Raw genomic sequence first — 14,333 nt, 5'->3', positions numbered from 1 at the left:
CCTAGAAGAGAGTCTGCTTGAGCGGGATCGGAAGGCCGGTCTGGCCAGCGATAATGCCGACCCATTTCTCGACCTGCTCGATCTCCTCGACCAGTTTCGCGTCTTCTTCCTCGGCAGCCTTTTCCTTGAAGGAGCCGCCCAGCTTCGAATGCTGAGAGAAGACATCCCCCGTGGCCAGCTGGCCCACCAATCCGTCCGGCGCATCCACACCGGCGAAATCGAGCACGGATGCGATCGTGGTCTCGCGCTCTGCATCGAAGCGGTCGCCATCGAGAACCCGCATGCGGTCACCGGCAACGCCCTGCACCTGCCCGCCGAGATGCAGCGCAAACCAGCGCTGGGCTAGGAACCAGGCGAGGCCTGCCGCCTGCAGGTCGCTCATCGCGAAACTCTCGCGCGCGTCCATGCCGAAATCCATGCCTGCATAACCTTGCATCTCGAGGAATAGCTGGCGGCCCCAGCGCCTGCCCATGAGGCCCTTGCGGGCGACAGAGCGCAGGAACACCGGAAGGGCGTTGGACATGAGGATCGCACGCGCGTCGGGCCGCGCCTGAAGAAGCGAGGGCATCAGCATGTTCGAGTGATTGGTAGGCTTCACGAAAACGGCTTCGCCCGGAGCATGCGGCCTAGCGAGCAGCGCCAGCAGCGGCGCGATAAGCGGCCTTGCTGCCTCGCCCGCATTGTACATGCTCACGATGATGCCCGGCTCGTTGAGCCCGACCGAAACGCCGGGTGCATCGAGCGCACGCGCCAGGAGGGTGGAGCGGCAGAACGCGGTGTGAAAGATGAAGTGCAACTTGCCGCTTTCGGGGCGCATCGCGGTCACCTCGTCCCACGAGACCATCGCCTTGGCGTCGCCTTCCCCGCTGCGGTCGGCGAGGAAGCCCTGTGCGGACAATTCGTCGCGCTCGACACGGATGAATTCCACCATCCGCGTGGGCACGTCGATCCGGTGTGGGAGCCAGCTGGGGTCGGCGGCAATACTGCTCGTGTCGGTCATGCGACACGCCTAGCCCATCATGACGCTGGCGCAAGCCGTGCCTAGAGCTTGCCCCGCCATGCCAGCGAATTGGCGTTGAGTTCGGAAAGGTCCGCCTCGCCCGCGATCACGGCCTCGCCCAGGCGTGTCGCCCGCTCGAGCACTTCGTCCGGCGCATGGCGATAGGCCGGGGCGGGAATTTCCTCGTTCCACTTAGCGCCCACTGCATTGTCGAGCAGGATGCGCTGGAAACAATGGTCGAACCGGACCGGCCACGAACGCGCCTCGGCAAGCCCGGGCATACGCTCGCGCGTCAGGTCGAACCACTTCTCGGTCAATGCATCGCGTCCCATGGAAGGATAACGCCTCAGCTCGTGACGAGTGCCCTCGCCCCGGCTTCCCCCAGCCACCTTGCGTCGACTCCCCAGACCTTGCGCAGGCGTTCTTCCGACAAGGCAAGCTCCGGCGCTTCGGTGGCGACCAGCCTGCCTTCCGACAGCACGAGGACGCGGTCGGCGAAATTCATCGCATGCGCGAGGTCGTGGAGGACGATGACGACGCCGCATCCGCTGTCCGCCGCTGCGCGAAGATGCGAGATCAGCGAGAGCTGGTGGCCGAGATCGAGCGCTGCGAGCGGCTCGTCGGCGAGGATCCAGTCGGGCTCGCCCGCAAGGACGCGTGCGAGCAGGACGCGCGCCGTCTCGCCGCCCGACAGCGACTGCGCGCGGCGGTCGGCGAACTCGGCAAGGTCGAGAGCGGCAAGCGCCCTGTCCACCGGCTCGGCAAGATGATCGCCATGCGGCATGCGCCCGAGCTCGACCAGACTGCGCACCGACACGTCCCACGCGATCTGTGCAGATTGCGGCAGGTAACCGATCCTGCGCGCCCGCTCGCGGGGATGCATGCTGGCAAGGCCCTGCTCGCCGATGACGACCTCACCGCCGTCGGGCACGAGCAGTCCGGCAAGTACTTCGAGCAGGGTCGACTTGCCCGCTCCATTGGGGCCGCAGATCGCGGTGATCTTGCCCGGCTCGATCCGGCAGTCGACACCCTGAAGGCGATCTTCGACCGAAAGGTTCATCGTCCCGAGCATCAGGCCAGTCCTTTCCGCATGCGCAGGAGGAGCAAGAGGAAGAACGGTGCCCCCAGCAGGCTCAACGCGATGCCGAGGCGAAGCTCGGTGACCAGCGGCAGGACGCGCACCACGCTGTCGGCCACGAGTACGAGCAATGCGCCTGCGAGCGCGCTCGGGATGATCAGCTGCGAAGGCCTGCGATCGGTCAGCGGCCGGACGAGATGCGGCACGATCAGGCCGACGAAGCCGATGATCCCCGCCACGGCGACACCCGCCCCGACAGTGAGGCCGATGCCGAGCACGAGGAGCCAGAGCAGCCGTCTCGTGTCGACGCCCAGCGAGCGCGTCACCGGCTCGCCCAGCGTCAGCGCGTCGAGAGAGCGCCCGCTGCGCCACAGGAGCGCGATACCGACCAGCACGAGCGGTGCGGCAAGCCACACCTCGCGCCAGCTGCGGTCGGTCAAAGCGCCGTTGAGCCACAGCACGATCTGGCTCATCGCGAAGGCATTGGGAGCCATACTTATGGCAAGCGCGGTCAGTGCTCCGGCCAGGCTCGCCACCATCAGACCGGCCAGCGTGAAGAGCGCGATGCCGCCTGTTCGCCCCGCGATGGCAGCAAGCAGCGCCATCGCCCCGCCCGCCCCGATCAGCGCGAAAAGCGGCAGCAGCCAAGCGCTTGCCGTGAAGCCGAACCACAGCGCCACGACTGCACCCAGCGCGGCACCCGGCGCGATGCCGAAAAGGCCCGGATCGGCGAGCGGATTGCGCAAGTAGCCCTGCATCGCCGCACCGGCAGCACCGAGGCCGCCACCCACCACGATCGCCAGCAGCGCACGTGGCAGGCGCAGTTCGGCGAGTATGAGAGTGGCATTGGGGGTCGTCGCCGGATCGATCCAGACCCGCCCGGCCATCAGCGAAAGCGGGACTGCCACGAGCAGCAGCAGCGCGAAGACGAGTGCGGCGCGGTTCATGTCGAACTCCCGCGGATCTCGGCGAGCCTTGCAGCGGCCTCGATGATCGTCGGGCCGCCGCAATAGAGCAGGCGCGTATCGAAAGTCTCGCGGCGCAGGCCCGGCAGCGTGTCGAGCACCGGATGTTCCTGTCCTGCCTCGCTGCCCGCCACGAGGAGCACCTCGGGCGGGTCCGCCACAACTTGTTCGAGCGGGAGGTAATCAGCCTGGGCCAGCCCGCGCTTGGCTGAATAGCTGCCGAAGCCCGTGCGGCGCATAAGATCGCTGACCAGCGCGCCCTCGCCCGGCACGATCCCTCCCGGCTGCCAGAGCACGGCCTCGATCTCGTTTCCATCTGCTGACAGGTCCGCGATCGCCTGCTCGATCTCGCCGACCAGCACCGCTCCGGCCTCTTCCCTACCCGCAAGCGCAGCCAGCCTGCGCACCTGCGCGATGCTGTCATCGACGGTCGCGGCGGCGCCGAAGGTCTCGACCGTGAAACCAAGTTTCTCAAGCGCATTGCGCGTCGCCGGCGCGATGAAGGTGCTGGCAATCACAAGGTCGGGTTCGAGCGCGATGACCTCCTCAACCGTCCCGCCGGTCGCAGCAAAGCGCGCCGCGTCACTCTCGCTCATCGAGCTGGCCCGCGGGTCCTTGCTGTAGTGCGAGATAGCGAGCAGCTGCCCCGGCGCGGCGACCTCGGCGAGGATCGCATCGGTGCAGGGATTGAGACTGACGATGGTCGGCCCGCTCACGCTTCCGGACGAAGGGTCACCGCTGCCCGCGCATCCGGCGAGCAGCAGGCCCATCGCCGCTGCGAGCGGCTTCACATCCTGGCCCTCACTCCGGCGAAGACGCCTGTGCCTGGGGTCCCGTAACCGGTGACCGTTTCATACTCGGTGTCGAAGACATTCTCGACACGGCCGAAGACTTCGAAATTGTCGCCGAAGTCGAAGGAGGCGCGCAGGTCGACCAGCTCGTAGCCGTCGATCGGCGTGAAATTGCCCGCGTCGTTGAAGCTGTCGCCCACGATGCGCAGGTCTGCGCCGAGGCTTAGCCCGAACTGCGATTGCCAGTCGGCGAAGAAGGTACCGAAATTGCGCGGACGGCGGGCGAGCTCGTTGCCGGTCATGCGGTCTTCGGCATCGACCAGCGAATAGACACCCGACAGGCGAAGGTCGCTCGTCAGGTTGATCCCGGCCTCAGCCTCGACCCCCTGCGAACGCGCGCGTTCGACGTTGTCATAGGTGCCGAACTGTCCCGGGCTGCAGGGCGTGGGTGCCACGCCGGTGCAGAAAACGAAATCGATCAGGTTCTCGCTGTCGCGGCGGAACGCGGTCAGCGAGAAATAGCGACCTGAATCGCGGCGACCCGTCTCGATACCGATGTCGACGCTGGTACTCTGTTCTGGCTCGAGCGCACGGTTTCCGTAATCGGAAAACAGCTGGAAGAGCGATGGAGCCTTGAAGCCTTCGCCAACACTCGCACGGACACGCCAGCCGTTGGAGAGCACGTAGCTCGCATCGGCGCCGAAACTGGTCTCGCTGCCGAAATAGTCATGATCGTCGACGCGCGCGCCTGCATGGACGGAGAGGTTGCCCATGACCCAGCCCATCTGGGCGTAGACGCCCTGAATATCGGCCTGCGCGAACTGGTCGAAGGTCGTTTCGTACTGGTTGCGCTGGTAGTCGTAACCGAAAGCAGCCGTCAGCCCACCGACAAGGCGGTACTCGCCGCGAATGTCGGCCCGCTCCATCTGGCCCTTGCTTTCGAAAGCAACTGTCCGGTCCTCTGCACGGTTGGTGCGATCGGTGTCCGCGCGGCTGTAGCGGGCACGCAGGGTAAGGTCGGTGCCGTAGTAACTAAGTCCGATATCCCCCCAGTAACGCAGCGTTTTCTGGGTCTCGCCCGTATCGGCCAGCGCGAACGAAGGTGCCGGGAAGCCGTCGATGTCGAGCTGGCTCTCGCTCATGTTGAGGTGGCCGGAGAGCTCGAGATTCCCTGCCACGTCGTAGAAGGCGGTGATGCCCGTGGCCATCTGCGTGAAGCCGTCGTCCTCGACACCGTTTGCGGCGCTGGAGAACCCGTCGGTCGCGTACCACGAGCCGGTCAGGCCGACGTAGAACTTGTCATCGCTCACGCCGCCGAGCGCGCTGGCGAAGACCGAACCGCGCGAGCCCGCCTCGAGGCTGCCCTGAAAGCCTGTATCGGCGCGGGTGGAAATGTCGATCACACCGCCGATCGCGTCCGAACCCCAGATCGTGGAGTTGGAGCCGCGCAGCACGTCGATCTTGGACGCCGTGCCGGTAAGGAGGCTGCCGAAGTCGAAGCCGCCGGCCGGCGCGGAAGGATCCGCAACGGGAACGCCGTCGACCAGAACGAGCACCTGCTCGGAGCCTGCGCCGCGCAGGTTCACCCCGGTGAATCCGCCAACTCCGCCGTTGCGGGAGAAGGTAAGTCCCGGCACGCGCGCCAGGACGCGGGTCGGATCGGCACCCTGCACCGAGACGATTTCCTCGCGCGCGATGACAGTGACGGGCTGGCCGGTATTGCGGATATCGGTGCCCAAGCCGTTGGCCGTGACGGTAATCGAAGCTGCCGGTTCGTCGACTACAGGGACAGGCTCGACCTGACCTCTCGGCGGCTGGCCGTAGTTAGCCTGATCGGCGGGTTCACCGGCATCCTGCGCAGCGATGATCTCCGCCAGCGCATCCTCGGTCGAATCCTGCGCGAGCGCGGCGCTGGGTATCGCCGATGCAGTCAGCAAGAACACATACTTAGTCACTCAAACCTCCAATCATGAACGCATACGCCGTCCATGACGGGAGAGAGCCGGTTTGCCCCCATCCCCGCTTGCCATCGGTACACCCCGCCCGCGGCCGAACGACTGGTACGGGCAGGTCTCCTGGCTCGCCGGATCTTCGCTTTCCCGCCGCCTTCCCGGCCCGAAGGCCAGTGGCATATGGCGGGATCGCTCCCCGGTCACAGTTGCGGGGGCAGCCGGGGCATCGAACCCCGTTCCCTCTTAGGGGCAGCTTTCGCTACCCAACCCGTTCCAATTTGCCCGCAATAACGGCGTTGTTCCGCGGCGACAAGTTTCCTCGCGCAACGATCATAACCCCGAGCGCAAGATTTACATCTTCTCAAGCATGATGCGGAACCGATGTTTAGCGAGGTCGCGATTACACAGGTCCCACGAGCCGGACCGGGCTTGGTCGCATCGGTCCCTGCCTTCGGGGAGAAAAGAACAATGTCCGTCCATTTCGCAGCCGCGCGCTGCACCACGCGATCGCCCCTCGCCCGCATCCTCGCCAAGAAGCCTTGCGGCAAACCGGCCAACGACAATGGCAATGCGGCGCTGGCTCCGATCATCGACCAGCGCACGCGCGATGCTCTGCTGCATTTTGCCGCGCACGGCCTCGATGCCGCCAATGTCGCCGCCCGCCAGGCAGAGACTGCCGCTGCGATCGAAGACAGCGAAAGTTACGATCGCTGGCTCGGCATTTGCGATGCGCTCGACACGCGCGAAGCGGCCCGCGTGCGTGAAGCTTCACGCGACGATTACCTGATCGGCTGACACCTCCAAGATATCCCCAGATACGCGACTGCGGTACCTGCCGGCTATAGAGCCGCGCAGTTCCCGCTGCATGCGCGTCGTGGAACCGGATCGGCTCCCGTGCGCTCTTAGGATATCCCCCGCAATTCCCCACCTTATTGCTATTGCGAACTACTTGCAAAGATAGTTCGTATATCCGACCTTTTGACGGTTGCATTCACCGACTGCGAGGCCTAGGTCGCGAGCCGAAACACCGGGCGCGCGCACCCACGCGGGACACTTTGCGCAAGCCAGATCGGTCGGACATCTCGGTCCCGCGCTGTTGGAAGGACGTCTTACTCCTATGGCACGCAAGAAGATCGCGCTCATCGGCTCCGGCATGATCGGCGGCACCCTCGCCCACCTCGCCGCGAAGAAAGAAATGGGCGACATCGTCCTGTTCGACATCGCCGAGGGCATGCCGCAGGGCAAGGCGCTCGACCTCAGCCAGTGCGGCCCGATCGAAGGTTTCGATGCCAAGATCACCGGTTCGAACGACTATGCCGACATCGCAGGCGCGGACGTCGTGATCGTCACCGCCGGCGTGCCCCGCAAGCCCGGCATGAGCCGCGACGACCTGCTCGGTATCAATCTCAAGGTGATGAAGGCCGTCGGCGAAGGCATCAAGAACAACTGCCCCGACGCATTCGTGATCTGCATCACCAACCCGCTCGACGCGATGGTCTGGGCACTGCGCGAATTCAGCGGCCTGCCGCACAACAAGGTCGTCGGCATGGCCGGCGTGCTCGACAGCGCGCGCTTCGCCACGTTCCTCGCCTGGGAATTCGACGTATCGGTGAAGGACGTGAACGCCTTCGTCCTCGGCGGCCACGGCGACACCATGGTCCCGGTCACCAGCTACACCACCATCAACGGCATCCCGGTGAACGACTTCGCCAAGATCAAGGGTGTGTCGGAAAGCCGCATCGATGAAATCGTCGACCGCACCCGCAAGGGCGGCGGCGAGATCGTCGGCCTGCTCGGCAACGGCTCGGCCTATTACGCACCGGCCACCAGCGCGATCGCGATGGCCGAAGCCTACCTCGGCGACCAGAAGCGCATCCTGCCTTGCGCCAGCTACGTTGAAGGCAAGTACGGCCTCGACGGCCTTTATGTCGGCGTGCCCACCATGATCGGCGCAGGCGGCACCGAGGAAGTGATCGAGATCGAACTGTCGGACGAAGAGAAGGCCAACCTCAAGGTCTCGACCGACGCTGTCGAAGAACTGCTCGAAGCCTGCAAGGGCCTCGACAGCTCGCTCGCCTAACCCACAAAACCAATCGAACAGGAGAGGCGAAATGAGCATTCTCGTCGACAAGAACACCAAGGTCATCACCCAGGGCATGACCGGTAACACCGGCACCTTCCACACGCAGCAGGCGCTCGACTACGGGACGCAGATGGTTGCGGGTGTGACCCCAGGCAAAGGCGGCACCGACCACATCGGCCTGCCGCAGTACAATACCGTGCGCGAGGCCAAGGCCGAAACCGGCGCGACCGCTTCGTGCATCTACGTGCCGCCGCCCTTCGCAGCCGACGCGATCCTCGAGGCGATCGATGCCGAGATGGAACTGATCGTCGCCATCACCGAGGGCATTCCGGTGCTCGACATGGTCAAGGTGAAAGCCGCCCTCACCGGTTCGAAGAGCCGCCTGATCGGCCCGAACTGCCCCGGCGTGCTGACGCCTGAAGAGTGCAAGATCGGCATCATGCCCGGTTCGATCTTCAAGAAGGGCAGCGTCGGCGTCGTCTCGCGCTCGGGCACGCTGACCTATGAAGCCGTGCACCAGACCACCATGGTCGGCCTCGGCCAGACCACCGCAGTCGGCATCGGCGGCGATCCCGTGAATGGCACCAACTTCATCGACGTGCTCGACCTCTTCCTCGACGATGAGGAAACCAAGTCGATCATCATGATCGGCGAAATCGGCGGCAGCGCGGAAGAAGAAGCAGCCGAATTCATCAAGCAGGAAGCTGCCAAGGGCCGCAAAAAGCCCATGGTCGGCTTCATCGCGGGCCGCACGGCGCCTCCGGGCCGCCGCATGGGCCACGCAGGCGCCATCGTCTCGGGCGGCCAGGGCGGCGCGGACGACAAGATCGCAGCGATGGAAGCAGCGGGCATCCGCGTGTCGCCCTCGCCCAGCGAGCTTGGCACCACGCTCGACGCGATGCTGAAGGAACTCGCCTGATCCTCAGGCGCTCCCTCCCTAGCGAGGTACGATAATGGGTAACGAGAGCCAGAACTTCCTGCCCGAAATGGGCGACCAGGAAGGGCCGCAGCAGGGTCCCAGCTGGGGCAACCCCCGGTGGCTGGCAGAAGTGGTCGACAGCGGCGCGGACCTAACCGCGGCGCTCGACCCGACGCAAATGCGCATGGCGGTCAAGGCCGCAGCGGAAAAGGCCGGCAAGCCGACCGATCCCAAGGCGATCGAACAGGCCGCAGACGACAGCATCAAGGCGATGCTGCTCGTGCGCCTTTACCGTGTGCGCGGTCACCTTGCGGCGGATCTCGACCCGTTGGGCCTCTCGCACCGCGACGTGCCCGATGACCTGACGCTCGAATGGCACGAACTTGCCGGCCTGGAAGACCGCGAGGTCTATGTCGGCGGCGTGTTCGGCTTCGAATGGGTCACCGTCGGCGAGCTCTTCCGCGTTCTTCGCGAGACCTATTGCGGCAAGGTCGGCCTCGAATACATGCACATCTCGGACACGGAGGAGCGCCGCTTCCTCCAGGACAAGTTCGAGACCCCCGAGGACACGATCCAGTTCACCGAGGAAGGCAAGCGCGCCATCCTCGCTGCCGTGATCCGCGGCGAGCAGTACGAGAAGTTCCTCGGCAAGAAATACGTCGGCACCAAGCGCTTCGGCCTCGATGGCGGCGAATCCATGATCCCCGCGCTCGAAGCGGTGATCAAGTACGGCGGCCAGCTCGGCGTGCGCGAGATCATCTACGGCATGGCCCACCGCGGCCGCCTGAACGTGCTCGCAAACGTCATGGGCAAGCCCTACAAGGTCATCTTCCACGAGTTCTCGGGCGGATCGTCCAACCCCGACGACGTCGGCGGTTCGGGCGATGTGAAATACCACCTCGGCACCAGCACCGACCGTTCGTTCGACGGCATCGACGTGCACATGAGCCTCGTTCCCAACCCCTCGCACCTCGAGGCGGTGAACCCGGTCGTGCTCGGCAAGACCCGCGCGCAGCAGGCCATCCGCGACGATCTGAAAAAGCACGAGCAGGTCCTGCCGGTCCTCCTTCACGGCGATGCGGCCTTCGCCGGCCAGGGCATCGTATGGGAGTGCCTCGGCTTCTCGGGCGTGCGCGGTTACAATACCGGGGGCTGCCTGCACTTCGTCATCAACAACCAGATCGGCTTCACCACGAGCCCGCAGTTCGCGCGCTCCAGCCCCTACCCGAGCGATGTCGCCAAGGGCGTCCAGGCACCGATCCTCCACGTGAATGGCGACGATCCGGAAGCGGTGACCTTCGCTTGCAAGCTGGCCGTGGAATACCGCCAGAAGTTCGGCCGCGACATCGTGATCGATATGTGGTGCTATCGCCGCTTCGGCCACAACGAGGGTGACGAGCCGAAATTCACCCAGCCGCTGATGTACGACGCGATCCGCGCGCATCCCAAGGTGAGCGAGCTCTACACCAAGCGCCTCGAGGAAGAGGGCGTGATCGAGAAGGGCTATGCCGACGGGCTGATCAGCGAATTCAACGATCATCTCGAGCAGGAATTCACCGAGGCGAAGGACTACAAGCCCAACGAAGCCGACTGGTTCGGTGGCCGCTGGGCTGGCATGAACAAGCCGGCCGATCCGGAAACCGCGCGTCGCAACGTGGAAACCGCGATCGACAAGAAGCTGTTCGACAGCCTTGGCCGTACGCTGACCACCGTCCCCGACGACGTGACGATCCACAAGACCCTGGGCCGCGTGATCGACGCTAAGCGCGAGATGTTCGAGAGCGGTGAAGGCTTCGACTGGGCGACCGGCGAAGCGCTCGCTTTCGGCAGCCTCGTGACCGAGGGCTTCGGCGTGCGCCTGTCGGGCCAGGATTCGGGCCGCGGCACCTTCAGCCAGCGCCACGCAGTCTGGATCGACCAGAAGAACGAGCGCAAGTACATTCCGCTCACCACGCTGCCGCACGGCAAGTTCGAGGTCTATGACAGCCCCTTGAGCGAATACGGCGTGCTCGGCTTCGAATACGGTTTCGCCATGGCGGACCCGAAGAGCCTCGTGATGTGGGAAGCGCAGTTCGGCGATTTCGCCAATGGTGCGCAGATCATGATCGACCAGTTCATCGCGGCCGGCGAAGTGAAGTGGCTGCGCGCCAACGGCCTCGTCCTGCTGCTGCCGCATGGCTACGAAGGTCAGGGTCCGGAACACAGCTCGGCGCGTCTCGAGCGCTTCCTGCAGCTGTGCGCGAACGACAACATCCAGGTCTGCAACATCACCACGCCGGCGAACTACTTCCACGTGCTTCGCCGCCAGATGCTGCGCCCGTTCCGCAAGCCAATGGTCATCATGACCCCCAAGTCGCTGCTCCGCCATCCGCTGGCGAAGTCGAGCGCCGAGGAGTTCATGGGCGATCATCACTTCATGCGCATCAAGTCCGACATGAAGGACATCGACGACAAGAAGGTGAAGCGCCTCGTCCTGTGCAGTGGCAAGGTCGCCTACGACCTCATGCAGCGCCGCGACGAAGCGGAGCTGGAAGATGTCTCGATCGTGCGTATCGAACAGCTCTATCCCTTCCCCGGCGAACCGCTGGCCGTGCGTATCGAGCGCATGACCAATCTCGAAGAGATCGTCTGGTGCCAGGAAGAGCCCAAGAACAACGGTGCATGGTTCTTCGTCGATCGCCTGATCGAGGAAGCGGCCACCAAGGCGGGCAAGGACGGCATGCGCCCGACCTACGCCGGCCGCGAAGTCGCCGCATCACCAGCAACCGGCTTTGCCAGCCGCCACCAGGTCCAGCAGGAAGCGCTCGTGAATATCGCGCTCGGCCTGAACGGCGGCACGAGCAACTGATCGAGGCCCGAAGAGGAAAGCAATCACCATGGCCACCGAAATCAAAGTCCCCACGCTCGGCGAGAGTGTCACCGAAGCCTCCATTGGCGAGTTCCTGAAGAACGTCGGCGATGCCGTTGCGGTGGACGAGCCGATCGTCAGCCTCGAGACCGACAAGGTCGCTGTCGAAGCACCCTCGCCCGTCGCCGGCGTGATCAAGGAATTCAAGGTCGAGGTCGGCGACACCGTCGAAGTCGGCGCGGTTCTCGCCATCGTCGAAGAAGGGGCAACCGGCGCAGCTACCGGCGAGGAAGCCGGTCGTGCAGCGCAGGAACGCGAAGAGGGAAAGGAAATCCGCGAGGTAAAGGGCGAGGCAGCTTCTTCAGACGCCTCGCAGACGCTTTCACCCGCAGTACGCCGCGCGGTTCTTGAGCATGGCGTCGATCCCTCGACCATCAAGGGCACCGGCAAGGACGGCCGCCTGACCAAGGAAGACGTGATCGCTGCCGCCAAGGCCAAGGGCGATCCGGCACCCGCCCCGGCTCCCGCAGCATCGGCTCCCGCACCGGCCCCTGCAGCCACCGGCGAGCGCCGCGAAGAACGCGTCAAGATGACGCGCATGCGCCAGACGATCGCCAAGCGCCTCAAGGGCGCGCAGGAAAACGCCGCACTGCTCACCACCTTCAACGATGTGGACATGAGCGCGGTCATCGAAGCGCGTACGAAGTACAAGGACCTGTTCGCCAAGAAGCACGACATCCGTCTCGGCTTCATGGGCTTCTTCGCCAAGGCTGCCTGCCTTGCGCTGAAGGACGTGCCGGCGGTCAACGCCTATATCGAGGGCGACGAGATCGTTTATCACGACTACGTTGACATCTCGGTCGCCGTTTCGGCGCCGAACGGCCTCGTAGTCCCTGTCATCCGTGACGCGCAGGACAAGGGCTTTGCCCGCATCGAAAAGGACATCGCGGACTTCGGCAAGCGCGCCAAGGAAGGCACGCTCACGATGGAAGACATGAAGGGCGGTACCTTCACCATCTCCAACGGCGGCGTGTTCGGTTCGCTCATGTCGACCCCGATCATCAACCCGCCGCAGAGCGCCGTCCTCGGCCTCCACCGCATCGAGGACCGCCCGGTCGTCGTCGACGGCGAAATCGTCATCCGCCCGATGATGTATATTGCCCTGTCCTACGACCACCGCCTGATCGACGGCCGCGAGGCGGTCACCGCACTCAAGATCATCAAGGAAGCGATCGAAGATCCGACCCGGATGCTGATCGACCTCTGAGGAAAGACACATGGCTGAATACGACTACGACGTCCTCGTCATCGGTGCTGGCCCGGGTGGCTATGTCGCCGCGATCCGCGCTGCGCAGCTGGGCCTGAAGACCGCCTGCGCCGAAAGCCGCGAGACGCTGGGCGGAACCTGCCTCAACGTGGGCTGCATCCCTTCTAAGGCGATGCTTCACGCGAGCGAGTTCTACGATGCTGCCGCAAACGGCGCGATGGAAGACATGGGCATCGAGGTGAAGCCGAAGCTCAACCTCGGCAAGATGCACGAACAGCGCCTCGACGCGGTGGGCGGGCTCACCAAGGGCATCGAGTTCCTGTTCAAGAAGAACAAGGTCGACTGGAAGAAGGGCCACGCCACCTTCCAGGACGCGCATACGGTCAAGGTCGGCGACGAGACGGTCACCGCCAAGAACGTGATTATCGCGACCGGCTCCTCGGTCACTCCGCTGCCCGGCGTCGAAGTCGACAATGACAAGCAGGTCGTGGTCGATTCGACCGGCGCGCTGGAACTCAAGGCAGTTCCGAAGAAGATGGTCGTCATCGGTGGCGGCGTGATCGGTCTCGAGCTGGGGTCGGTCTGGAACCGCCTCGGTGCGGAAGTCACCGTGGTCGAATTCCTTGACCAGCTGCTGCCCGGCATGGACGGCGACGTCCGCAAGGAAGCGGCCAAGATCTTCAAGAAGCAGGGCATGGAGCTGAAGCTCAAGACCAAGGTCACCGGCGTGACGGTCAAGGGCAAGAAGGCCACGCTGACCCTCGAACCCGCCGCTGGCGGCGATGCGGAAACGCTCGAAGCCGATTGCGTGCTGGTCTCGATCGGGCGCCGCCCGAACACCGAAGGCCTTGGCCTCGAGAACATCGGTCTCGAAGTGAACAAGCGCGGCCAGATCGAGACGGATCACGATTTCCGCACCGCCGTCGACGGTGTCTGGGCGATCGGCGACTGTGTCCCCGGCCCGATGCTCGCGCACAAGGCCGAAGACGAAGGCATCGCCTGTGCTGAGAACGTCGCGGGCCAGACCGGCATCGTGAACCACGACATCATCCCGGGCGTGGTCTACACCCTGCCGGAATTCGCCGGTGTCGGCCTGACGCAGGAAGAAGCGCTCGAGAAATTCGGCGGCGACAAGGCGAAGATCAAGGTCGGCAAGTTCCCGATGATGGCCAACAGCCGCGCCAAGACCAATCACGAGCCCGACGGCTTCGTGAAGGTTATCGCCGAAGCCGAAAGCGACCGCGTACTCGGCGTCTGGGCGATTGCCAGCGTCGCCGGCACGATGATCGCGCAGGCCGCGCAGGCGATGGAATTCGGCGCTACGTCGGAAGACATCGCCTATACCTGCCACGCCCACCCGACGCATTCCGAAGCGATCAAGGAAGCGGCCATGGCGGTACAGGGCAAGCCGATCCACATCTGACCGGAGA

The 14,333-nt window shown here is 64.7% G+C and carries 12 protein-coding genes and 1 riboswitch; of the genes, 6 read left to right on the top strand and 6 right to left on the bottom strand.

Features of this window, described 5'->3' with window-relative positions; genetic code table 11:
* Position 1: 1 nt before the first annotated feature.
* From K3163_RS06770 to K3163_RS06745, 6 genes are read right to left on the bottom strand one after another with little or no spacing between them, the layout of a single operon-like run.
* Complete coding sequence (locus K3163_RS06770) at positions 2-1,000, bottom strand: hypothetical protein (protein ID WP_221553582.1); 999 nt, start codon at positions 998-1,000, stop codon at positions 2-4.
* A gap of 41 nt (positions 1,001-1,041) precedes the next feature.
* Entirely contained in the window at positions 1,042-1,332 is a 291-nt protein-coding gene (locus K3163_RS06765; RefSeq protein WP_221553581.1) for a GCN5-related N-acetyltransferase, read from the bottom strand.
* A gap of 14 nt (positions 1,333-1,346) precedes the next feature.
* Positions 1,347-2,072: an ABC transporter ATP-binding protein gene (locus K3163_RS06760; RefSeq protein ID WP_221553580.1), complete on the bottom strand. Its 726-nt coding sequence runs from the start codon at positions 2,070-2,072 to the stop codon at positions 1,347-1,349.
* Positions 2,072-3,025, bottom strand: coding sequence for a FecCD family ABC transporter permease (locus K3163_RS06755; RefSeq protein ID WP_221553579.1), 954 nt, complete (start codon positions 3,023-3,025; stop codon positions 2,072-2,074). The genes K3163_RS06760 and K3163_RS06755 overlap by 1 nt, the downstream gene beginning before the upstream one ends.
* The gene (locus tag K3163_RS06750) at positions 3,022-3,834 is read right to left on the bottom strand and encodes an ABC transporter substrate-binding protein (RefSeq protein WP_345719710.1); all 813 of its coding nucleotides are present in this window, start codon (positions 3,832-3,834) and stop codon (positions 3,022-3,024) included. The genes K3163_RS06755 and K3163_RS06750 overlap by 4 nt, the downstream gene beginning before the upstream one ends.
* Positions 3,831-5,789 carry a TonB-dependent receptor plug domain-containing protein gene (locus tag K3163_RS06745; RefSeq protein WP_221553578.1) on the bottom strand — a complete coding sequence of 653 codons (1,959 nt, stop codon included), beginning with the start codon at positions 5,787-5,789 and terminating at the stop codon, positions 3,831-3,833. The genes K3163_RS06750 and K3163_RS06745 overlap by 4 nt, the downstream gene beginning before the upstream one ends.
* Before the next feature lie 93 nt (positions 5,790-5,882).
* Positions 5,883-6,073: riboswitch (cobalamin riboswitch) on the bottom strand.
* Between the two features lie 181 nt (positions 6,074-6,254).
* Here K3163_RS06745 and K3163_RS06740 point away from each other — a divergent pair.
* From K3163_RS06740 to lpdA, 6 genes are all read left to right on the top strand, one after another.
* Entirely contained in the window at positions 6,255-6,581 is a 327-nt protein-coding gene (locus K3163_RS06740) for a hypothetical protein (RefSeq protein ID WP_221428629.1), read from the top strand.
* Positions 6,582-6,903: 322 nt separating this feature from the next.
* Entirely contained in the window at positions 6,904-7,866 is a 963-nt protein-coding gene (gene mdh, locus K3163_RS06735) for a malate dehydrogenase (RefSeq protein ID WP_221428630.1), read from the top strand.
* Positions 7,867-7,897: 31 nt separating this feature from the next.
* Positions 7,898-8,788, top strand: a complete 891-nt coding sequence (gene sucD / locus K3163_RS06730; protein ID WP_221428631.1) for a succinate--CoA ligase subunit alpha — start codon at positions 7,898-7,900, stop codon at positions 8,786-8,788.
* 34 nt (positions 8,789-8,822) lie between these two features.
* Entirely contained in the window at positions 8,823-11,636 is a 2,814-nt protein-coding gene (locus tag K3163_RS06725; RefSeq protein ID WP_221553577.1) for a 2-oxoglutarate dehydrogenase E1 component, read from the top strand.
* 28 nt (positions 11,637-11,664) lie between these two features.
* A complete protein-coding gene (odhB, locus tag K3163_RS06720; RefSeq protein ID WP_221553576.1) occupies positions 11,665-12,903 on the top strand; it encodes a 2-oxoglutarate dehydrogenase complex dihydrolipoyllysine-residue succinyltransferase in 1,239 nt (412 codons plus the stop codon).
* A gap of 10 nt (positions 12,904-12,913) precedes the next feature.
* The gene (lpdA, locus tag K3163_RS06715) at positions 12,914-14,326 is read left to right on the top strand and encodes a dihydrolipoyl dehydrogenase (protein WP_221553575.1); all 1,413 of its coding nucleotides are present in this window, start codon (positions 12,914-12,916) and stop codon (positions 14,324-14,326) included.
* Positions 14,327-14,333: the final 7 nt, after the last annotated feature.

Origin of the sequence: Qipengyuania xiapuensis (genome assembly GCF_019711395.1) — a bacterium.
Classification (GTDB): domain Bacteria; phylum Pseudomonadota; class Alphaproteobacteria; order Sphingomonadales; family Sphingomonadaceae; genus Qipengyuania; species Qipengyuania xiapuensis.
This window is presented reverse-complemented; position numbering and strand designations above follow the sequence as displayed.

Coding starts and splice junctions, on each gene's coding strand:
- sucD (WP_221428631.1), top strand. CDS start 7,898: ATGAGCATTCTCGTCGACAAGAACACCAAGGTCATCACCCAGGGCATG.
- K3163_RS06765 (WP_221553581.1), bottom strand. CDS start 1,332: ATGGGACGCGATGCATTGACCGAGAAGTGGTTCGACCTGACGCGCGAG.
- K3163_RS06770 (WP_221553582.1), bottom strand. CDS start 1,000: ATGACCGACACGAGCAGTATTGCCGCCGACCCCAGCTGGCTCCCACAC.
- K3163_RS06760 (WP_221553580.1), bottom strand. CDS start 2,072: ATGCTCGGGACGATGAACCTTTCGGTCGAAGATCGCCTTCAGGGTGTC.
- K3163_RS06755 (WP_221553579.1), bottom strand. CDS start 3,025: ATGAACCGCGCCGCACTCGTCTTCGCGCTGCTGCTGCTCGTGGCAGTC.
- K3163_RS06740 (WP_221428629.1), top strand. CDS start 6,255: ATGTCCGTCCATTTCGCAGCCGCGCGCTGCACCACGCGATCGCCCCTC.
- K3163_RS06725 (WP_221553577.1), top strand. CDS start 8,823: ATGGGTAACGAGAGCCAGAACTTCCTGCCCGAAATGGGCGACCAGGAA.
- mdh (WP_221428630.1), top strand. CDS start 6,904: ATGGCACGCAAGAAGATCGCGCTCATCGGCTCCGGCATGATCGGCGGC.
- lpdA (WP_221553575.1), top strand. CDS start 12,914: ATGGCTGAATACGACTACGACGTCCTCGTCATCGGTGCTGGCCCGGGT.
- odhB (WP_221553576.1), top strand. CDS start 11,665: ATGGCCACCGAAATCAAAGTCCCCACGCTCGGCGAGAGTGTCACCGAA.